This window comes from Pseudomonas sp. SJZ080, from assembly GCF_007828295.1.
Taxonomy (GTDB): domain Bacteria; phylum Pseudomonadota; class Gammaproteobacteria; order Pseudomonadales; family Pseudomonadaceae; genus Aquipseudomonas; species Aquipseudomonas migulae_A.
The window spans coordinates 24,005-44,390 of record NZ_VIUK01000035.1 but is presented as its reverse complement, the minus strand read 5'-3'; the positions used below and the strand labels follow the sequence as shown (position 1 = coordinate 44,390).

The following is a 20,386-nucleotide window of genomic DNA, read 5'->3' as shown; positions in this document are numbered from 1 at the left end:
TCAGTTGACCGTGACCCGACCAAGCGCCGGTTTCTGTTCCTGGGCCTGATGCTGCGGCGCGTAGACCTGAGTGAAACGCACCGGCGGCAGGTTGAACTGGCCTTTTTGCGAGAAGCGCACCAGATGACGCAGACGCAATTCGCCGCTCAGGGCATCCACCGGAATCGCGTAAGCCATCTGCCCCGGTTCGAAGCGCGCCTTCTCCAGCGCCGTCGGTTCAGTGCCGGCCTTGCCCATCAACTTGATGCCCCACGTGGTGCGCTCGACGTCCGCGCCCGGAGGCAACGGCACTTCGATCATCCCGTAGCGCAGCGGTTTGGCGGCTTTGCTGGTGATGATCACTTCGTCCAGATACAGGCTGTCGCTGGACAACGGCTTGGTGCCGACCGCTTCCAGTTTGAACGTGAAAGCTTCGTCACCCGGCACCAGACGCGACAGGCGACGGGTGATGGTCACGGCCATCGGATCAATCGGCGGTTGCCGGGTCTGAAAACTCAACGCTGCCCGCAACGGGCGTTCTTGCGTCCCGGCCAGCGACAATACGGCGGGCACCGGCGCAGCGCCCTGCCACGTCCAGTACATCTCGCCGGTGTCACCGTAGTTTTTCTTCCAGCCCTCACCCGGAGCCAGTGCAATGGTCGGCGAAGCCTGCTCAATGCTGCGTTGCAACCAGGTCAGCGCCAACGCGCGTTCCAGGGTCGATTGCTGTGGCAACAGACGTTGCAACAAGGCTTGTGCGTGAGCCTGATCGAAGGCTTGCAGCGACAGGTTCAGCGCTTCGGCAAATGGCTGGGAACTCACCGCCAGACGCTGTTGCGCATCCGGCAATTGACGATTGAACGCCTCGGGCAAGGTCACCTTGGACTGACGAGCCAACGATGCCGTCAACGTCCGCGCCGCCGCCAACCCGAGCGCCGAATCCGGATCGCTCATGACGATGCTGTCTTCGCCATCCTCCATCAGGTTCGCCGCATTGCCTTCGCCCGCTTTCGCCAGGTCATCCATCAAACCGCTGAGCAAGGTATTCACCGGCAATTGCATCTGTTTGGCGAACGACAGGATCAACGCCCGTTGCAGCAGTGGTGTGTTTTTCGCCTGTTTCGAATAGACCTCCAGCACCCGCTGCCAATGCTCCGGCGGCAGGCTCAGCTCCAGCGCTTTGCTGGCGTGCCAGTCGGCGTAGTAGGCGTACGCGGTGAGGAACGCATCCGGCTCACCGTCCATGCCCCACCAGGTGAAACTCGCGGATGGGCCGGCCATTTGCACCAGGCGCAGACGGCTGTTCTGCATGATCAGGCGCAGGCGATCGCGGATCTGCGGATTCGACGACAAGGTCGGGTACGCGATGCTCAATGGCAGCAAACGACTGGCCGTCTGCTCGACGCCGCCGTACGGATAGCTCAGCAAATCATCGAGCGCCGAGCGGAACAGCGCTTGCGGACTGTCATCCAGACGCAGGCGAATGTTCGTTGCGTCCGCCGGCAAGCTCAGCGGTGTATCTCCGCTGGCCACGTCCAGGCTTTGGCTTTGGGTGACCTGCCAGCCTTCGCCGGTCGCGGTCAGGCGCACGGCCAGCGCGTCAGCGGTTTTGCCGTCCTGCACCAGCTCAGCGGTCCACTCGCCAGTGGCCAAGGCAAACGCCGGCAGAGCGATGTAGTTGATGCCGTTGTTCAGCGTCACCGGCACCCGCTGTTCGGCGCCAGCGTAGTGAATCACCAGCTCAGCCTTGACCGGTTTTTCCGCCTGACTGAAGGCAAATACACCGAGATCCGGTTTGTCGCCCGTGCGGAATTTGCTCGGGCCACTCCACTTCAGGTACAGCGGTTTTTCCGAACGCACGAACTGCTTTTTCTGCCCGACCTGACCGTCATCGGCGATGGCTCGCGCGGTGATGCGCCAGCGGGTCAGCGAGTCCGGCATCTTGAAGGTGAAGCGGGTTTTGCCGTTGGCATCGGTGATCAATTCCGGCTGCCATGCGGCGGTGTCGACGTCTTCACGACGCGGCCGCTCCAGCACTTTCACGCCGCGTTCGCTGCGATTGGCTTTGCCCGGTGCACCAGGGCTGCCCGGCAACGCGACGTCGTAGCTGATGAACGACAGACTGGCGCTGGTGCGCACGTTGTTGCGGCGCGGGTGGTAGAAGAACTGGTCGATGGTCGGCGCGACTTCCGGTTGCAGCGCGTAGACCATTTCATCGACCACGCTGACCGTCAGGTGCGCCGGAATAGGCTTGCCGGCGAACTGGGTGGTGAGGTCGACGGACACGGTATCACCCGGTTGATATGCCTCTTTGTCGGTGGCGATGACCACGTCGATCTGCGGCGCAATCACCTTGATCCCGGCATTCTGGAAGCTGTATTGACCGCCCTTGGTGTACAGCACCGAGAACGTCAGGTTCGGCGCGAAATTGTCCTTCACTGGAATGCGTGCGCGGTATTGGGTGTCGCTGAGTTTTTCCATCTTCAGCCAGTCGCCGCCCTTGGACAGCAGCGCTGTGGCCTCGACTTTGTCGCGTTCCAGCGACAGCAACGCATCGCTGACGGGCTCCGGGAAAGTGATCAGCGCAAGAGCTTCGTCGCCCGCCTTGTACTCGGGTTTGTCGAGGACGATTTCCACGGTGCCGGGCACGGCTTTGACGCCGTCACCGGTGACCGAATGACCGGCCGCACCGACCACGCGACCCTGCTCATCCTTCAATGTCAGGTTGTAGGTGCCGGGACGCTCAAAGGCCAACGTGAAGCTTTTATCGCTCGCAGCGAGTTTGCCTTCGCCGGTGCTCTGGTCTTCCAGACGCACCCAGCGGTAACTGCTCGGCGTGACCGCTTTGCTCTGCTCGCTGCCACCTTCATTCACATAGCTGAACGCAACCTTGTCGCCCACCGCACTGAAGCGCTGCGGCGCACGCAGGCTGAAACTCGCCGCGCCCCGATCGATGAGGATCTCCTTGGTGGTCCTGACCCGGTACGCCGCGCCATCGCTGGCGAAAACGGTGAGCATGTAACGGCTCGGTTTTTCGGCGGCCGGCAGGTCGAGGGTCGCGTTGCCTTTGGAATCGGTGGTCAGTTCGGTGCTGGTCAGTTCCACCGGGAATTGCCCGAGGTATTGCAGCTCGTTATCGACCATCGACAGTTGCTGGGCGCGCAGGCTCAGGGTCAATTTGGCATCGACCACCGGTTTTCCGTCGGGGTACAGCAACACCAGATTGCCTTTCACCGGTTCGCCGGTGCGGTAATCCTGCTTGGCCAGGTTCAATGAGATTTCGAAGTGCGGCTTGATGTATTCAGCCACGCGGAAGGCGCTGCTGTAGGCCTGATCCTTGTAGCTGAAACGCAATTCATAACCACCGGCCACGGCGTTGTCCGGCAACTGGAAACGACCTTGGGTGCCGGCCTTGGAATCGAGTTTCAGCGCAAGCGTTTGCAGCGCGGTGCCCGTGGCATCGAGCACCGTCACATTGACGTCGGCAGCGGTTGGCGCCACGGAATCCCGGGCATTCTTGAACTCGCGACCGACGATTTTCAGCGACACCCAATCCCCCGGCCGATACAGCGGCCGGTCGGTGAACGCATAGAGTTTGGTGTCGTAGATTTCGCTGTCGTAATAGAAGTTCTCGGAGACAAACACCCCGCCCTCTTCGTCCTCGCCGATCACGAACGAACGCTCGGGGCTGACGTGTTTCAGGCGCAATAAACCATCGGCATCGGTGGCGCCGCTGCTCATCACGCCGAGGCCATCGGTCCACAGCACATTCACTTTCGGCACTGAACTGCCTTCGTGTTTGCGCGCGGCCCAGACCAGCAGTTCATCACCGGCAATCTTGCTCACGGCCACGGTGTTGGAGACGAAGACCATGGTGGTCGCGCGGTACTTGCCGATCAACGCTTCCACCAGATACAGGCCCGGTTTCAGATTGCCCAGCGGGATGTAGACGTTGCCCGGCGCGACAGTGACGAACTCGCTGGAAGAACCGGCCAGATTCACGCCTTCTGGCGGCTGGATCGGTTTGGCTTGCCACAGTGGATAACGGAACTGACTGACCACCGGCAGGCCCGGAATCAATGCGAATTGCGGCTGGGCGTCATAAGGCGTTGGCGCGGCGATGGCGGTACCCATCTTCAGTTCCGGCACTTCCTCGGTGACTTGTTTGCGCGACTCGTAGGAAAACGCCCGCTGCATCACGCGACGGGATTTGCGGTACCAGTTGTCCCACAGGTACGCGAGGGTATTCGACAGGCCTTCGCCCTTGAACTGGCCGTCGCTGACCACGCGGTGCAGGTTCTTCTGGCGCTTGAGGAAATCCAGCGGCTTGTCGATGCGGTACACGCGAATGTCGGCGCCGCCGTAAGGTTCCATGCGGAAACGGCGATAGTCGCGGCCCGGTGCTTCGAGACGCACCATCGCCTGTTCGTCGCTGGCGAAACTGCTGTCGGCCAGCAGGAAAAAGCTTTCACCGGCCACCGGCGTGTAGCCGCTCGGCTCGACAGTGTCTTCGGCATTCACGGCCGAAAAAGGCAGCACCAATACCAACAGTAGAGACAGAAAGCGCAGCATGCGGGCACCGGTCATTGGGAGAGAAAGTTCAGTCGATAGACGCCGATGAAGTTGGGGTTGGCTGCGTCGGGTATCCATCGGGTGTCCTTCCATGTCATGAGTTGCTGCAGGCTCGCGGATCGCATGCCGTTGTCAGTGGGGGTGGTAGTGCCGGTGTGATAGGCGATGTAGCGGCCCATCCAGATCATCAGGTGCTGGTCGTCGCCCTGATCGAAAAACATCAGGTCACCGGGCCGGGCTTGCGCCAGGTCGCGGCCCACCAGATGGCTGTTGAACTGAATCAGTTTGATCGCGTTGACGTACGGCCCGACCTTGCCGCCGCCCTGCTGCCATTGCTGGGCGAGGCTGCGTTGGGCCTCGCTCAGTTGCAGTTCCGGCGGCAGGTAGCGGTTGGACAGGCCATTGCTGCGCAGCCATTTATCGTCGTGGACTTTCAGCGCTTCGTTGGCGGCGAAACGCACAAGCCCGGCGCAGTCCTGCTGATACCAGCGCGGGCTCGGGCCCTGGGTCAGTTGCTCCTGGGCGATGCGCACGAACCAGGCACGGAACACTTGGGATTGCTGCGGGTCGAGCGGCGCAGCGTCGCTGGCAAATGCGCGACTGCCCAGCAACATCGCCAGCAGGCCGAGGCCTCGGATAAGTGCGGTCACAGGGCTTTCCATTCCAGCGGCAGCCATTGCCAATGGCCGTCAGGCTCGCTGCCTTCCGGCAACGTCAGCGCGTATTTTCCGTAGCCGCCGAGCTTGCGCAGTTTCGGGATCAGGTAGGTTTGCGCGGCGTTGTAGAACACCGGCTCCATGTCCTGCGGCAGGCTGTCGAGGGTTTCCTGCTGCATCAGTTGCGCCATGGAATCCGGGCCGAAGTAGACCGGCATCAGCAGGTCTTTGGGCACCACATCGGCCATCGGCGGGAAGCGTTTGTCGAGGGTGCCGATGGCTTTTTCAACCAGCTTGTCGTCAAGGGAAAACAGCAGCGTCGAACCGTGGCGCGCCAGGCTGACTTTCATGAACGCCTTGCCGGTGATCGCGTCCGGGTTCTCGGCATCCTTGGCTTTGTAGGGGCCAAAGTTAGAGCTGACCTGGCGCTGCCACTGGTGGTTTTCGCCTTCCTGTTTTTCCACCACCGGGAACGCGTGTTCTTCGACGTTGCCTTCATAAGCGCCGACCATCGAGTTGAACAGGTTGCCCAGGTCGCCGTCGAGTTTGGCGCTGCCGTCATCATTCAGGCTGGCCACCAGCAGCGGCGTGTACAGCCGCGAATCGGCGTACCAGCATAGGCCGGCGGCACCGGCCATGTGTTCGGTCAGGGCCTGGGCCACGGTTTCTTCGGCGCCGAGTTTCACCAGCAATGGTTTCTGTTGTTCGGCAGCCAGTGGCAGCGCTACGCAAGCGCTGGCGCCCATCGGCATGGCTTGCCAGATCGGTTTGAAATCGAAGTCCGGCTGGTTTTCCAGTTCGTCCATGGCGAGAAAGCTGTGCCAGCCCTTGTCGTCCATATCGAAGCGCAGGCCGGCGAAGTTCGGGATGAAACGCTGGTAACCCATGGCCAGAACGCTGGAATTGACCGACAGGCGTTGTTTCACTTCAGGGGCACGGGGTGGCAGGCCGAAGGCTTCAGGGAACAGTTTCTGGCCGCTGAGCAATGCTTCCAGCGCTTGGGTCGACACCATGCCGCGCTCGTCAGTCGAGCCGTGGCCGGTGTCATACAGCTTCGAAGGGTTGGACAGCACCACCAACTTGTCGCCATAGGAGGCGAACACCAACGCTTTGCTGTTGTTGTAGGTCAGTTGATACAGCGGCACCACATCGCCACCGACCTTGATTTCACTGAGCTGGGTCAGCTGCGAATCATCCAGCGCCACTTTCGCCAGCGGTTCCAGCACCTTGGCCAGACCACCGCGATCCATCACCAGCAAAAAATCTTTCAGACGACCATCCGCCCCCCGCCACAGCGCCACATCCGCCGGTTGATCGAAAAGCTGTTCGATCAGGCTGTCCTGCAACTTCAGGTCATGCTCGTAGATGATCCGCCGCAGACTGCCGATCAAGCCGAGGCGATCGGCATGGGCTTCGTAATAGAAGACGAAATCTTCGGTGAGGGTTTCCTTGAGGAACGGCACCGCCAGCAAGTCCTTGGGCAACTGGCTCAAGGAATGGGTTTCGAGCAAGCCGTCCGGGCGGCTCATGCCCAGTTTGTCGCTGGCCAACTCTGCGGGCGGCGCCTTGGGTTTGTGCATGAACCAGCCAAGTCCAGCCGCCACGCCAGCCACCAGGCATAACCCGACCAGCAGCGCCGGCCAGCGACGGGAAGGTTTGGCAGCGGGTGCGGCCGCGGCCGGAGTCACAGTGTTATCGCTCATTTCACAAAGCCCAATTCATCCGTGGTGCGGGATGCTTAATAGTTGAAAGTCTTGACCAGCAGCAGGTCACCGATCGCGCGCAGGGGCACGATGAAGGTCTCGCGTTTTTCGTCGACGGTGTTTTCATTGAGCACCAGATTGATTTGCGAGGTGATCACCTCGTTCTGGTTGCTGGTCTCATCGAAGTTATAGCCGCCACTGCCGAAGTTGCCCCAATAGTTCACGTAAACCAGATAGGTGCCATGCAGCGGGGCGGTCATGGTGAACATTTCCGGACCGGGACCGTCGACGCCGTCCGGGTCCAGGCCTCCGCCGTTGTTCATCGCCGGGCGAGCCCAGAACGCATGCTGGCCGTCGGGCGTGACGATGTGCAGGTCGAGCTCGGCTTTCGGATCGTCCCAACCCAGTACCACGCGAATCCGCGCCGGGGTGCGCAGGTTGTTGGCTTCGTAGAATTGGACGCGCTTGAGGGATTTGCCTTCGACACTGCGCACTTCGACGCTGTTGGAGCCGGCACCGAATGCATACGGCCGGGCGAAACGCCCCTGGTCGTCGGTGTAGAGGTTCAGTGGATTGCCGTTGACTGCCAGCGTGTGCGGCCCGCGTTGCGTGCCGATGGCCTTGAGCTGGCCTTGAATCATCGTGCGATTGCGCTGCACGCCCCGGTCGATGGGCGGTGTGGGATAGGCGACTTGGGGGTTTTCGCTTCGATCGAGCAGGCCGCTGTAGCGCCAGCCGCCCACCGGTTCCGACAGCTCTGCCGTCGGCTCGGCCCAGGCTGCGATTGCGCAGACCCACCCTATCAGGCATAGAAAAAATGAACGCATGTGACGCCTCCTGCCATGCATAACGAAACCTTGCGCCTGATCCTCGGCGCGTTACAGATCCAAATACTGCGTTTCGTCAGAAAGACCCGTGACTATTGGGTCGTTGAAGGCGCGAAGGTTAGCCATTTGGCGGGTTTTTAACAATCAGACACATCTTTATTTGTGGCGGGAATCACGGTGAAAGCGAGGCGTGAGCCGAATAGCGGCCTTATTCGGCTCACAAAATGAGCCGAATAATCCTGTACTGCGGGTGTACCCGGCCCCCCTGTAGGAGCTGGCTTGCTAGCGATGGCTGAGCGTCAGGCCACTTGTTTTTGAGGGTGTACACATCCATTACTGCGGTAACGGCCGCTATGGGTTCCGCCCTTACGGCGGGTTACTTTGAAAAGCGCAAAGTAACCAAACGCCTGCGCCCCTGACGTACGGTGCAGATCAAGATCAAAAACAAAAGGCAAAGCGAGGCGGCCTGCCAGCCGACCTGTTTCTATGATCGTACACATCCCCCTGTAGGAGCCGGCTTGCTGGCGATGGCGGTGGGTCATCCAACAAATTTATTGACTGGACGGACGCTATCGCCAGCAAGCCGGCTCCTACAGGGAATCGCGTTTGCTTTTGATTTTCACCACTCATCAGCCCGAGCGTTAGCTCGCCTTCCGCTTTTGATCTTGAGGTGCACGTCCCCTCGAGGCACCGAACGAAAGGGGCAAAAGCGCTTGGTTACTTGGCGCTTTTCAAAGTAACCCGCCGTAAGGACGGAACCACATAGAAGCCGTTACCGCAAAAACGGATATACACCCGACCAAACGCGCAGCAGACAATGCCCTCATTTGCCCATAACCCCCATGTCTGCTAGTGTCGCGCCGGTTTAACGTCAACCGGAAATCGCCGCCATGGCCCGCAAAAAAGCTGCACTGGATTTCGAACAATCCCTCGCCGACCTGCAAACGCTGGTGGAGCGACTGGAGAACGGCGAACTGTCGCTGGAAGACTCGCTGGCGGCTTTCGAGCAAGGCATCGGTCTGACCCGCGATTGCCAGGCAGCGCTGGCCCAGGCCGAGCAAAAGGTTCAAGTGCTGCTCGAACGTGATGGCGAGTTGGCCGAGGAACCCTTTGACGCGGATCAACCAGAATGATTGCAGCGTATTCGGCGACCAGCCAGGCCCGCGTCAATGCGGCACTGGAAACCTTGTTCAACGCGCCAAGCCCTGAACTCGCGCGGCTGTACGAAGCCATGCGCTACAGCGTGATGAACGGCGGCAAACGCGTGCGTCCGCTGCTCGCCTACGCCGCCTGCGAAGCGCTGGGCGGCAAGGCTGAGCAAGCCAACGGCGCGGCCTGCGCGGTGGAGCTGATCCACGCTTACTCGCTGGTTCACGACGACCTGCCGGCGATGGACGACGACGATCTGCGTCGCGGCCAGCCGACCACCCACAAGAAATTCGACGAAGCCTGCGCGATTCTCGCCGGCGACGGCTTGCAGAGCCTGGCCTTCAGCGCCCTGCTCGACCCGCGCCTGAGCTCGTCGGACGCAGAAATTCGCCTGCAAATGGTCAGCGCACTGGCGCTGGCGGCAGGTCCGGCCGGCATGGTCGGCGGCCAAGCCATCGACCTCGGTTCGGTCGGTCTGAAACTCGATCAAAAAGCCCTCGAGACCATGCACCGGCACAAGACCGGCGCGCTGATCGAGGTCAGCGTCAAACTCGGCGCCCTCGCCAGTGGCCGTGCCGAGAAGGACGAACTGAAGTCCTTGCAGGCGTATGCACAGGCCATCGGCCTGGCGTTCCAGGTGCAGGACGACATTCTCGACGTCGAAAGCGATACCGAAACCCTCGGCAAACGCCAGGGCGCCGACATCGCTCGCGACAAGCCGACGTACCCGGCCCTGCTTGGCCTCGATGCAGCCAAGGCCTACGCCCTGGAACTGCGCGACCAGGCCCTGCACGCGCTGCGACCGTTTGACGCGGCCGCCGAGCCGTTGCGCGATCTGGCACGTTATATCGTCGACCGCCGCAACTGACGGCGTATCCGCCAAAAAAGACCAACGCGTGGGCAGGGGGCGATGCATCAGGTAAACTGCCGCATCTTTTATACCTATAACGATTCGCCTGATGCCCACGACGTTTCATGAGATTCCCCGCAAGCGCCCGACCACGCCCCTGCTCGACCGTGCCAACACGCCGGACGGCCTGCGCCGGTTAGGCGAAGCCGAGCTGGAAACCCTGGCCGATGAGTTGCGCCTGGAATTGCTCTACACGGTCGGTCAGACCGGCGGGCATTTCGGTGCCGGCCTGGGCGTCATCGAGCTGACCATCGCGTTGCATTACGTCTTCGACACCCCGGACGACCGGCTGGTGTGGGACGTGGGTCATCAGGCTTATCCGCACAAAATCCTCACCGGCCGTCGCGAGCGCATGGGCACCCTGCGTCAGAAGGACGGCGTCGCCGCCTTCCCGCGTCGTTCCGAGAGCGAGTACGACACCTTTGGCGTCGGTCACTCCAGCACCTCGATCAGCGCAGCCCTGGGCATGGCCATTGCCGCCCGCCTGCAAAACAGTGATCGCAAGGCGATTGCGGTGATCGGCGACGGCGCGTTGACCGCCGGCATGGCGTTCGAGGCGCTGAACCACGCGCCGGAAGTGGACGCCAACATGTTGGTGATCCTCAACGACAACGACATGTCGATCTCGCGCAACGTCGGTGGCCTGTCGAATTACCTGGCGAAAATCCTTTCCAGCCGCACCTACGCGAGCATGCGCGAAGGCAGCAAAAAGGTCCTGTCGCGCCTGCCCGGCGCCTGGGAAATCGCCCGCCGCACCGAAGAATACGCCAAAGGCATGCTGGTCCCCGGCACGCTGTTCGAAGAACTGGGCTGGAACTACATCGGCCCGATCGATGGCCACGACCTGCCGACCCTGATCGCCACCCTGCGCAACATGCGCGATCTGAAAGGCCCGCAATTCCTCCACGTCGTCACCAAGAAAGGCAAAGGCTTCGCCCCCGCGGAAGTCGACCCGATCGGTTACCACGCGATCACCAAACTCGAACCTGTCGACGCACCGGCCGCCGCACCGAAAAAAGCGGGCGGGCCGAAGTATTCCGGCGTGTTCGGTGAATGGCTGTGCGACATGGCCGCGTCTGATCCACGCCTGGTCGGTATTACGCCGGCCATGAAGGAAGGCTCCGATCTGGTGGCGTTCAGCGAGCGTTTTCCGCTGCGCTATTTCGACGTGGCCATTGCCGAGCAACACGCCGTGACCCTCGCGGCCGGCATGGCCTGCGAAGGCGCAAAGCCGGTTGTGGCGATTTACTCGACGTTCCTGCAGCGCGGCTACGACCAATTGATTCATGACGTCGCGGTGCAAAACCTCGACGTATTGTTCGCCATCGACCGCGCAGGTCTGGTGGGCGAAGACGGCCCGACGCACGCGGGCAGCTTCGATCTGTCGTTCCTGCGCTGCATCCCCGGCATGCTGGTGATGACCCCGAGCGATGAAAACGAGCTGCGCAAAATGCTCACCACCGGCCACCTGTACAACGGCCCGGCGGCGGTGCGTTACCCACGCGGCAACGGTCCGAACGCAACGATCGAGAAAGACCTGCAACCGATCGAAATCGGCAAAGGCGTGGTTCGCCGCCAGGGCAGCAAAGTCGCCCTGCTGGTGTTTGGCGTGCAACTGGCCGAAGCGCTGAAAGTCGCCGAGACGCTGGATGCCACTGTGGTCGACATGCGTTTCGTCAAACCGCTGGATGAAGCGCTGGTTCGCGAGATTGCCGGCAGCCATGAGCTGCTGGTGACCATCGAAGAAAACGCGATCATGGGCGGTGCCGGTGGTGCGGTCAGTGAATTCCTCGCCCGGGAAAACATCCTCAAGTCGATGCTGCACCTGGGCTTGCCGGATGTGTATGTCGAACACGCCAAGCCTGCGCAAATGCTGGCCGAGTGTGGGCTGGATGAAGCAGGGATCGAAGCGTCGATCCGCGAACGCCTGCAACTGCTGGCCTTGTAAACCCGATTTCACACCTGTAGGAGCCGGCTTGCTGGCGATGGCGTTTTCAAGGACGCCATCGCCAGCAAGCCGGCGCCTACAGGGACCGTGTACTTCTGCGCTTCTACGAAAAAATCATGAATTTCTCCCCCCTCGCCCTGACGTTGACGCTTCTGCCGTCCGGCCCACTCCTGGCTGACACTTTCGAACGCAACCAGGCCCTGAAGCTGCCCGACGTGCTGATCAGCGCCAACCGCCAGGTCGAGGCCCGCAACGACAGCAGCGCCGCCAATACCGTGTTCACCCGCGAAGACATCGACCGTTTGCAACCCGACAGCGTCACGGACCTGCTGCGTCGTGTGCCGGGCGTGCAAGTCGGGCAAACAGGTGGGCGCGGGAGCCTGCCGGGGATTTACATCCGCGGGACGAAATCGGCGCAAAGTCTGGTGCTGGTGGATGGTCAACGCATCGGCAACTCGACTTCCGGCGACAGCAACCTGCAACACCTCAACATCGAACAGGTCGAGCGCGTGGAAGTGCTGCGCGGCTCCCGTTCGGTGATTTACGGCAGCGATGCGATTGGCGGGGTGATCCAGATTTTCACCCGCCGAGGCACCGAACAAGGCCTGCAACCGCGTCTGCATGTGGGCTTCGGCAGCCACCAGACCTGGGAGCGCAGCCTCGGCGTGTCCGGGGGCAATGAGCAAACCCGCTTCAACCTGGGCGCCAGCCTCGATGAAACCGCCGGGATCAATCGCACCCACGAGTCGTACCCGAGCGATGGCGATCACGATGAGTATCGCAACAAGTCGTTGAGTCTGAGCCTGAGTCACGCCCTCACCGATGACATCGAAATCGGCGCCAACCTTCTGGATAACCGCGGCAAAAGCGCATTCGACAATCCGTTCGGCCGCTTCGACAGCACCACCTTCAAATCGGCCCAGCAGCAGCCTTACAACGAGTTCACGGTGAGTAGCCTCAGCAGTTACGTCGATGCGCGCATCAACGACCTGTGGAAAACCCGCGTCGAATTCGGCCACGGCGAAAACCGCGAAAAATCCCTCGACAAGCTCAGCGACGAACGCGGCGTGTTCAACACTTACCGCGACTCGCTGAACTGGCAGAACGACCTGGCGCTCGACGCGCGCAACAGCCTGATCCTCGGCGGTGACTGGTACGAAGACCGCATCAACAGCAGCACAGCGTTCGACGAGGACAGCCGCTGGAACCGCGCGGCGTTTATCCAGCATCGCTATCAGGCAGACAGTTTCTCCACGGAACTGGGCCTGCGCCGAGACCAGAACCAGCAGTTCGGCAGCCAGAACAGCTGGAGCGGCACGTTCACCTTGCCGTTGAACCCGGACAACGACGTGCTGCTGACCTACAGCGAAGGCTTTCGCGCACCGACGTTCAATGACTTGTATTACCCGGATTTCAGCAATCCGGACCTGAAGCCTGAAACCTCGAAGAGCTACGAGCTGCAATGGCGCAGTCAGCTGACCGATACCAGTCGCCTCGAAGCGTCGCTGTATCGTACCGACCTCAAGGACGCGATCATCTTCGGCAGCAACGACCGCCCGCAGAACGTCGCCTCGGCGCGGATCAACGGATTTGAAGCGGCGTTGAAGCAAGAACTGTTCGGCTGGCAGAGCGCTCTTGGCGTAGCGATCATCGACCCGCGGGATCGCGACAGTGGCCACACCCTGGCGCGTCGCGCACGGCGGACGTTGAGCCTGGATCTGGATCGGCAGTTCGATCGACTGGGTGTCGGCGCCAGTTGGCAAGCGGTGAGCAGCAGTTATGACGATGAGAACAATCAGCAGCCGTTAGGCGGATACGCGCTGCTGGGATTGCGCAGCAGTTGGGAGCTGAATCGTGAGATCAAGTTTGAGCTGAAGGTTGATAACCTGCTGGACAAGGAGTACAGCCGGGCGTTGTACAGTCATGACGGCGGTCAGTTCGGGTATCGCGAGGAAGGTCGGGCGTGGATGTTTGGGGTGACCTGGACGCCGAAGATCTGATCTGAAATTCAGGGTGTCTGAGCAGGCCTCTTCGCGAGCAAGCCCGCTCCCACATTTGATCTCGGCCGCACACAAATCCTGTGCCCACTGAAGATCAAATGTGGGAGCGGGCTTGCTCGCGATGGCCGCACCTCGGTCTTAACGGTCGGGCGCGATGACTTGGCACAGCCTGGCCGTCGCCTCGATCATCTGCCCACTCGGCCGCTCCAGCCCTTTATCCGTCACCATCCGCAATCGCCCCTGCGCCACCGCAGCCACCTGCGGCCAGGCCTTCCACGCCTCCAACTGCGCCTGATCACCGGCCAAAATCACCTCGGGGTTACGCTGCAATACCGCTTCCACGCTGACCTGCGGCGCCGGTAGCGTCAGATCAGCAAACACATTGCGCGCGCCGCACACTTGCAGCGCATCGCTGATGATCTGCCCGCCGCCGACGGTGTACAGCGGACGATCCCAGACCTGATAAAACACTCGCAACGGTTCATCCCGTCGATAGCGTTGGCGCAGTGAATCGAGGCGCTGACGCAGATTGCTGGCCAATGAAACGCCACGTTCGGGACGGCCCAACTGCAGGGCGATCGCCTCGATTTGCGTGGTCAGTTGTTCAAGATTGTGGGGGTCAGCGACGTAGGTGGGAATGTTCAATCGCTTAAGTTGCTCACGCTGAGCCGGGCCGACACTGCCGGGCCAGAGCAGCAGCAAATCGGGTTTCAGGCTGAGCAGCCGCTCCATGTCCAACTGGCCGTAGCGGCCAACGGAAGGAAGGTCTTTGAGTTCAGCAGGACGATCACCCGCATCGAGCACACCGACCAGAAGATCAGCCGAACCCAGTTCAACAACGATTTCAGACAGAGACGGCGCGAGACTGACGACGCGTTCGACTGCAGAGGCCAGGCCGCTGACGGCCAGCAGCAAAACCGCCAGCCCGATGCGGCACATCAGCCGAGTTGACGCGGAATACGGTAGAGGTAGAACAGCACCGTCGTCGACAACGCCAACAACACCAACGGCACCGCTTCGAGCCCGACGAAGACGGCCAACGCACCGATCCACGCCGGTAAAGCGGCGGCCAGAAACGCAGCACGGCGCTTGGCAGCCAGGATAATCCACGCGGCAGGCTCTTCAGGTGTATCGAGGGCTTTCTGGGTGGCGATCAGCGCGTGTTTGTAGCCACCGAAAAACTTCAGGCTGACAAACATCGACGCCACACCGGCGATGAACAACGGCATCGCCAATACGGGCAGAAGCGCCTCGCCCTGGCCAAATACGCCGTTGATCACGAACAGCGGCAACAAGGCCAGCGCCAGGTATTGCCACCAGTTGACGGACAGTCGCCGCCGCACCTGACCGCGGGTCACGCCCGGTCTACCTCGCCCTGGTGCTCGTTGCCCATCATGTGGTCAAGCTTGCTGGCCTTGGTGGCCAGGTAGAGTTTGTTGTGCGGATTGTGGCCGGTATGCAGCGGCACGCGCTCGGCAACCACAATGCCCATGTCGGTCAGGGCTTTGACCTTGCGTGGATTGTTGGTCATCAGACGCAGGGATTTCACGCCCAGATGCTCAAGCATCGGCAGGCACATGGCGTAGTCGCGCTGGTCGGCGGCAAAGCCCAGACGTTCGTTGGCTTCAACGGTATCGGCGCCGCCGTCCTGCAATTCATAGGCGCGGATCTTGTTCAGCAGGCCAATGCCGCGGCCTTCCTGACGCAGGTACAGCAACACGCCACGGCCTTCACGGGCGATGGCCTGCAAGGCGGCCTCGAGTTGCGAGCCGCAGTCGCAGCGCTGGCTGAACAAGGCATCGCCGGTCAGGCATTCGGAGTGCAAGCGACCGAGTACCGGCGCACCGTCGTCGAACTCACCGAGGCTCAGCACAACGTGCTCGCGCCCGTTTTCTTCATCGAGAAAGCCGTGCATGGTGAATTGCGCAAAAGGCGTTGGCAGCTTGGAAGCGGCGACAAAAACGACAGGCACCGGTGTGCTCCTGATCAATAAGTACTGGAGATTCGCAGACGCGGCATTGTAACAGCACGTTCCTACAGACGCTTAGGCTGAATTATGGAGCATAACGATCTAAAAGTTTGATCACCGCCCCCGCATAAGAACCTGTAGGAGCCGGCTTGCTGGCGATAGCGGAGGTTCAGCCTGCATATTTATCGCCTGAATGGACGCCATCGCCAGCAAACCGGCGCCTACGAAGTTCGCGGTGTACCGCGGTATCTGCGCTCAATTCCGATCGAACGGGTACGGCTGTTTCCAGCGTTCGAAGATCGGTTTCAGCCGGCCGCTTTTGACCAGCACCTCCATTCGCTGGTCAAACAGCGCCATCAACTTCCGCGCCTTGGGCGTATCGGCAAAACACAGGTACAGCGGCAGTTCTGCAATATGCGTGCGCCGGAACAGGGACGGATCCGTGGCCCGGCGGACCATGTCATCAATTTCGGTCAGCGCATCAATGTAGTAGTCGGCGCGATTGTAGGTCAGCATCGACAGAATGCCGGTGCGCCGAGCGACTTCTTTATAGCGGTTAATGCTGGGCAGGTAATTCTGGAAATCGTAGCCGCGGACCCAGGCCAGTCGATAATTGCCCAGGGTCTCCAGAGTCGGTGCCGGGTTACTCGCCAGCCCCAGGGCATAGATGTGATCGGTGTCGTAATTCCAGCGCGGATACAGCAGATCGCTGACCTCGTCGCGATAACCGCCGACACAGGCGTCCACTTCTCCCCGCTGGGCCAGCCCGATGGCACGGATATAAGGTTCGGTGCGAATGTTCAGTTTGACGCCGGCCGGCTCGAAAACTTCCCGCAACACGTCCCAACCCAGGCCATGGCCATCGGCGGCGGTGTAGCCTTCCCAGCCTTCGCTGGCCAGATGGATCACTGATGGCGTTGTCACTGCCTCCCCCGCCTGCGCGAGCGAAGCAAACAGGGCGAAACCCATTACAGCCAACCAGCGTCGAGCCATCCTAGCCCCCTGCTCCGCCAGGCATCAGGCGAAAATCCATACCAGCCCCTGCATCGCCAACCATGCGAACACCCCGGCCAATACGTCGTCGAGCATGATCCCGACGCCACCGTGCACATGGCGGTCAATCCAGTGAATCGGCCACGGCTTGAGAATGTCGAAGAAGCGGAACACCAAAAAACCCGCGAGCAACCAGTACCAGCCTTCCGGCACCAGCCACAGGGTGATCCACATCCCGACCATTTCGTCCCAGACGATGCCTTCGTGGTCGTGCACCCGCAAATCGTCGGCCACTTCGCCGCACAGCCAGAAGCCGAACAGCATGGTGATGCCCAGCATCAGCCAGTAGCCCCAGTCGGGCAGCATCTGCCACAACGGAATAAAGGGTAGCGCAACCAACGACCCCCAAGTGCCCGGCGCCTTTGGCAAGGTGCCCGAACCGAAGCCGAACGCCAGGAAATGCCATGGATTGCGCCAGACCGACGGCGGTACGAATTCCGCCGGAACCTGTTTGGGATGATCTGTCACGGTGTCTCCCGAAAATGTTGATAGCCCCGTTTTTGCGGGGTGATGTCTTGCCCGGCAGCATCCAGAAGCACGACGCCCTGCCCCGTCACCACACGCCCGACCACATGGATCGGCCAGCCATCGGCCACCAGTTGCGGCAATTCGACGGACGGCAAGGTAAAAGCCAGCACGTAATCGTCTCCGCCGCTCAGTGCGGAGTGTTCGGCGCCCGATTGACCGAGGAAAGCCACTAAAGCCTTGGACAGCGGCAAGCGGTCCCGTTCAACCTCAATGCCGACCCTCGACGCCAGCGCGATGTGCCCGCAGTCGGCGAGCAGGCCATCGGAGATGTCCAGTGCCGACGTCGCCTTGCCACGCAATGCCTGACCCAACGCGAGTTGCGGTTGCGGCGCCCAGTAATGTGCCAGCAACGGATCGGCGATGACGGCTTCGGCGGTTCGCTGACCAAGCACCAGCGGCAAGGCCCCGGCGGCGTTGCCCAGCTCACCGCCGACACACAACAAATCGCCGACCTGCGCACCGCTGCGGGTCAGCGCCAAACCGCTCGGCACACGCCCGAACACGGTCATGGTCAGGCTCAACGGCCCACGAGTGGTATCGCCACCCACCAGCGCCACACCGCAGCGTTGCGCCATGAGGCTCAAACCACGGGCATACGCTTGCAGCCAATCGGCAGTCGCCGAAGGCAAGGTCAGGGCAAGGGTAAAGGCAATGGGGGTGGCGCCCATGGCAGCCAGATCACTGACGGCCACGGCCAGCGAGCGCTGACCGAGCAGAAACGGGTCGCAAGGGTCTGCGAAGTGCACGCCGGCAACCAGCGTGTCGGTGGAAATCGCCAACTGTTCCCCAGAAGGAACAGCGAGCAAGGCGCAGTCATCGCCGATCCCGAGGGCAACGCCTTCGCCGCCCTGCGCACAAGGCGCGGCGGCGAAAAAATTGCGGATCAGCTCAAACTCGCCCATGGCTGAGACAAAGAGTCCAAGCGCCAATCAGCGCTTGAACGCCTTCACTTCAGCTTCACGCAGACGCGGGGCCAGCTTGTCGAGTACACCGTTGACGAACTTGTGGCCGTCGGTGGAACCGAAGACTTTCGCCAGTTCGATCCCTTCGTTGATCACAACGCGGTACGGCACGTCGACGCGCTCGAGCAGTTCCCAGGTGGACAGGCGCAATACCGCCAGTTCAACCGGGTCCAGCTCTTCGATGGTCAGGTCCAGGCAAGGCGTGAGCGCGGCATCGATCCTGTCCTTCTGCGCGGGAACCCCGTGGAGGATTTCACGGAAGTAGGCACCGTCGACATCGCTGAAATCGTTATCGACCCGGAACTGCGCTTCGATCTCGTTCAGCGACTGCTTGGCCATGTGCCACTGGTACAGCGCCTGAGTCGCAAGCTGACGGGCTTCGCGACGCTTGACGCTTTTCGATGGCTTGCCGGCATCCGCAGGCTTTGGATCGCGCGGGTTGAAACGATCGCTTTCGTCGCTAATCACTTGGCCTCCAACTGCGCCAGCAGGCTGACCATTTCCAGAGCGGACAGGGCAGCTTCGGCACCTTTGTTACCGGCCTTGGTGCCGGAACGTTCGATGGCTTGCTCGATGGAGTCAACGGTCAGCACGCCGAAAGCGACCGGAACGCCGAACTCCATGGACACCTGGGCCAGGCCTTTGGTGCATTCGCCCGCCACGTATTCAAAATGCGGAGTACCGCCACGAATGACCGCGCCCAGAGCGATGATGGCTGCGAACTCGCCCTTCTGAGCGACTTTCTGCGCAACCAGCGGGATTTCGAAGGCGCCAGGCGCACGGATGATGGTGATGTCGCTTTCGCTCACGCCATGGCGAACCAGGGCATCAACTGCACCGCTGACCAGGCTTTCAACGACGAAGCTGTTGAAACGGCCTACTACCAGAGCGTAGCGGCCTTTAGGGGCGATGAAGGTACCTTCGATGGTCTTCAGGGTCATTCGTTAGATCTCTTAAAGAGCCGGGACGCGTCTTCTACGCGTCCCTCAGTGATATTTGAACCGCGAATACAGGGCCGGAAACAACCGGTCATTATTCGGAGGGCACGTATTCTACAACTTCCAGATCGAAACCGGATATCGCATTAAATTTCATCGGCGCACTCATCAGGCGCATTTTGCGTACGCCCAGGTCCCGGAGGATCTGCGAACCGGCACCGACAATGCTGTAGGTGGTCGGTTTTTTCACCGGTGCGTGCTCCGCTGTTTCACGGATGTGCGCCAGCAACACGTCGCCATCGAGCGGGTGACCGAGCAACAGCACCACACCGCTGCCAGCCTCGGCAACCGCGGCCATGGCGGCACGCAGGCTCCAGCGGCCAGGCTGCTTGACCATCAACAGGTCGCGCAGCGGGTCCATGTTGTGCACGCGAACCAGGGTCGGTTCTTCGGCGCACACGTTGCCCAGGGTCAGGGCCATGTGCACGTCGCCTTCCACGGAATCACGATAGGTCACCAGGTTGAATTGGCCCAGTTCGCTGTCCAGCGGCTGCTCGGCAATCCGCTGAACGGTACGTTCGTGGATCATCCGGTAGTGAATCAGGTCGGCGATGGTGCCGATCTTGATGTTGTGCTCGGCGGCGAACGCTTCCAGTTCGGCGCGACGGGACATGGTGCCGTCGTCGTTCATCACTTCGCAGATCACGCCGCTCGGCTCGAAACCGGCCATGCGCGCGAGGTCGCAAGCCGCTTCAGTGTGGCCGGCGCGAGCCAGGGTGCCACCGGCTTGCGCCATCAGCGGGAAGATGTGGCCAGGGCTGACGATGTCTTCAGCCTTGGCGTCTTTCGCGGCAGCGGCCTGCACGGTGCGCGCACGGTCGGCGGCGGAGATGCCGGTGGTCACGCCGGTGGCGGCTTCGATGGAGACGGTGAACTTGGTGCCGAAACCGGAACCGTTGCGCGGAGCCATCAGCGGCAGCTTCAGCAGTTCGCAGCGTTCGCGGCTCATCGGCATGCAGATCAGGCCACGGGCGTGCTTGGCCATGAAGTTGATGTGTTCAGGCTGGCAGCACTCGGCGGCCATGATCAGGTCGCCTTCGTTCTCGCGGTCTTCGTCATCCATGAGGATGACCATCTTGCCTTGGCGGATGTCTTCAACCAGTTCTTCGATGCTATTGAGCGCCACAAGGCA

General features: G+C 61.3%; 17 protein-coding genes. 4 read left to right on the top strand and 13 right to left on the bottom strand.

Translation table 11 applies throughout. The annotated features are described in order from the left end of the window. Genes FBY04_RS29625 through FBY04_RS29610 form a run of 4 tightly spaced genes read right to left on the bottom strand, consistent with a single transcriptional unit; the run spans position 1 to position 7,737 of the window. Positions 1–4,566, bottom strand: coding sequence for an alpha-2-macroglobulin (locus tag FBY04_RS29625; protein WP_145318934.1), 4,566 nt, complete (start codon positions 4,564–4,566; stop codon positions 1–3). Continuing rightward, positions 4,563–5,213: a DUF1175 domain-containing protein gene (locus FBY04_RS29620; RefSeq protein WP_084319682.1), complete on the bottom strand. Its 651-nt coding sequence runs from the start codon at positions 5,211–5,213 to the stop codon at positions 4,563–4,565. The genes FBY04_RS29625 and FBY04_RS29620 overlap by 4 nt, the downstream gene beginning before the upstream one ends. Further along, complete coding sequence (locus FBY04_RS29615; protein WP_145318931.1) at positions 5,198–6,910, bottom strand: DUF2138 domain-containing protein; 1,713 nt, start codon at positions 6,908–6,910, stop codon at positions 5,198–5,200. The genes FBY04_RS29620 and FBY04_RS29615 overlap by 16 nt, the downstream gene beginning before the upstream one ends. Before the next feature lie 35 nt (positions 6,911–6,945). After that, a complete protein-coding gene (locus FBY04_RS29610) occupies positions 6,946–7,737 on the bottom strand; it encodes a YfaP family protein (protein WP_145318928.1) in 792 nt (263 codons plus the stop codon). Positions 7,738–8,627: 890 nt separating this feature from the next. Here FBY04_RS29610 and FBY04_RS29605 point away from each other — a divergent pair. The 4 genes from FBY04_RS29605 to FBY04_RS29590 all read left to right on the top strand — a co-directional run bounded on the left by FBY04_RS29605 (position 8,628) and on the right by FBY04_RS29590 (position 13,744). Further along, the gene (locus FBY04_RS29605; protein ID WP_007970180.1) at positions 8,628–8,870 is read left to right on the top strand and encodes an exodeoxyribonuclease VII small subunit; all 243 of its coding nucleotides are present in this window, start codon (positions 8,628–8,630) and stop codon (positions 8,868–8,870) included. After that, a complete protein-coding gene (gene ispA, locus FBY04_RS29600; protein ID WP_145318926.1) occupies positions 8,867–9,754 on the top strand; it encodes a (2E,6E)-farnesyl diphosphate synthase in 888 nt (295 codons plus the stop codon). Before FBY04_RS29605 ends, ispA begins: the two co-directional genes overlap by 4 nt. A gap of 91 nt (positions 9,755–9,845) precedes the next feature. Continuing rightward, on the top strand, positions 9,846–11,744 hold the full coding sequence (gene dxs, locus FBY04_RS29595; protein ID WP_084319678.1) for a 1-deoxy-D-xylulose-5-phosphate synthase: 1,899 nt from the start codon (positions 9,846–9,848) through the stop codon (positions 11,742–11,744). Between the two features lie 116 nt (positions 11,745–11,860). Continuing rightward, entirely contained in the window at positions 11,861–13,744 is a 1,884-nt protein-coding gene (locus FBY04_RS29590) for a TonB-dependent receptor domain-containing protein (protein WP_145318923.1), read from the top strand. Positions 13,745–13,882: 138 nt separating this feature from the next. Here the strand turns inward: FBY04_RS29590 and FBY04_RS29585 are convergent, their stop codons facing one another. The 9 genes from FBY04_RS29585 to ribBA all read right to left on the bottom strand — a co-directional run bounded on the left by FBY04_RS29585 (position 13,883) and on the right by ribBA (position 20,380). Beyond that, positions 13,883–14,683, bottom strand: a complete 801-nt coding sequence (locus FBY04_RS29585; protein WP_145318920.1) for a cobalamin-binding protein — start codon at positions 14,681–14,683, stop codon at positions 13,883–13,885. After that, positions 14,683–15,102 (bottom strand): MFS transporter, encoded by a 420-nt coding sequence (locus FBY04_RS29580; protein WP_084319676.1) that lies wholly within the window; start codon positions 15,100–15,102, stop codon positions 14,683–14,685. Before FBY04_RS29580 ends, FBY04_RS29585 begins: the two co-directional genes overlap by 1 nt. Next, a complete protein-coding gene (ribA, locus tag FBY04_RS29575; RefSeq protein ID WP_008033730.1) occupies positions 15,099–15,716 on the bottom strand; it encodes a GTP cyclohydrolase II in 618 nt (205 codons plus the stop codon). Before ribA ends, FBY04_RS29580 begins: the two co-directional genes overlap by 4 nt. A 252-nt stretch (positions 15,717–15,968) precedes the next feature. Beyond that, on the bottom strand, positions 15,969–16,706 hold the full coding sequence (locus FBY04_RS29570) for an ABC transporter substrate-binding protein (protein ID WP_145318917.1): 738 nt from the start codon (positions 16,704–16,706) through the stop codon (positions 15,969–15,971). 24 nt (positions 16,707–16,730) lie between these two features. Beyond that, positions 16,731–17,234: a phosphatidylglycerophosphatase A gene (locus tag FBY04_RS29565; protein WP_145318914.1), complete on the bottom strand. Its 504-nt coding sequence runs from the start codon at positions 17,232–17,234 to the stop codon at positions 16,731–16,733. Beyond that, positions 17,231–18,196: a thiamine-phosphate kinase gene (gene thiL, locus FBY04_RS29560; RefSeq protein WP_084319674.1), complete on the bottom strand. Its 966-nt coding sequence runs from the start codon at positions 18,194–18,196 to the stop codon at positions 17,231–17,233. The genes FBY04_RS29565 and thiL overlap by 4 nt, the downstream gene beginning before the upstream one ends. A 27-nt stretch (positions 18,197–18,223) precedes the next feature. Continuing rightward, complete coding sequence (gene nusB / locus FBY04_RS29555; RefSeq protein ID WP_145318911.1) at positions 18,224–18,724, bottom strand: transcription antitermination factor NusB; 501 nt, start codon at positions 18,722–18,724, stop codon at positions 18,224–18,226. Further along, positions 18,721–19,197 carry a 6,7-dimethyl-8-ribityllumazine synthase gene (ribE, locus tag FBY04_RS29550; RefSeq protein WP_003228649.1) on the bottom strand — a complete coding sequence of 159 codons (477 nt, stop codon included), beginning with the start codon at positions 19,195–19,197 and terminating at the stop codon, positions 18,721–18,723. The genes nusB and ribE overlap by 4 nt, the downstream gene beginning before the upstream one ends. A gap of 91 nt (positions 19,198–19,288) precedes the next feature. After that, the gene (ribBA, locus tag FBY04_RS29545) at positions 19,289–20,380 is read right to left on the bottom strand and encodes a bifunctional 3,4-dihydroxy-2-butanone-4-phosphate synthase/GTP cyclohydrolase II (protein ID WP_017341037.1); all 1,092 of its coding nucleotides are present in this window, start codon (positions 20,378–20,380) and stop codon (positions 19,289–19,291) included. Positions 20,381–20,386 lie beyond the last annotated feature (6 nt).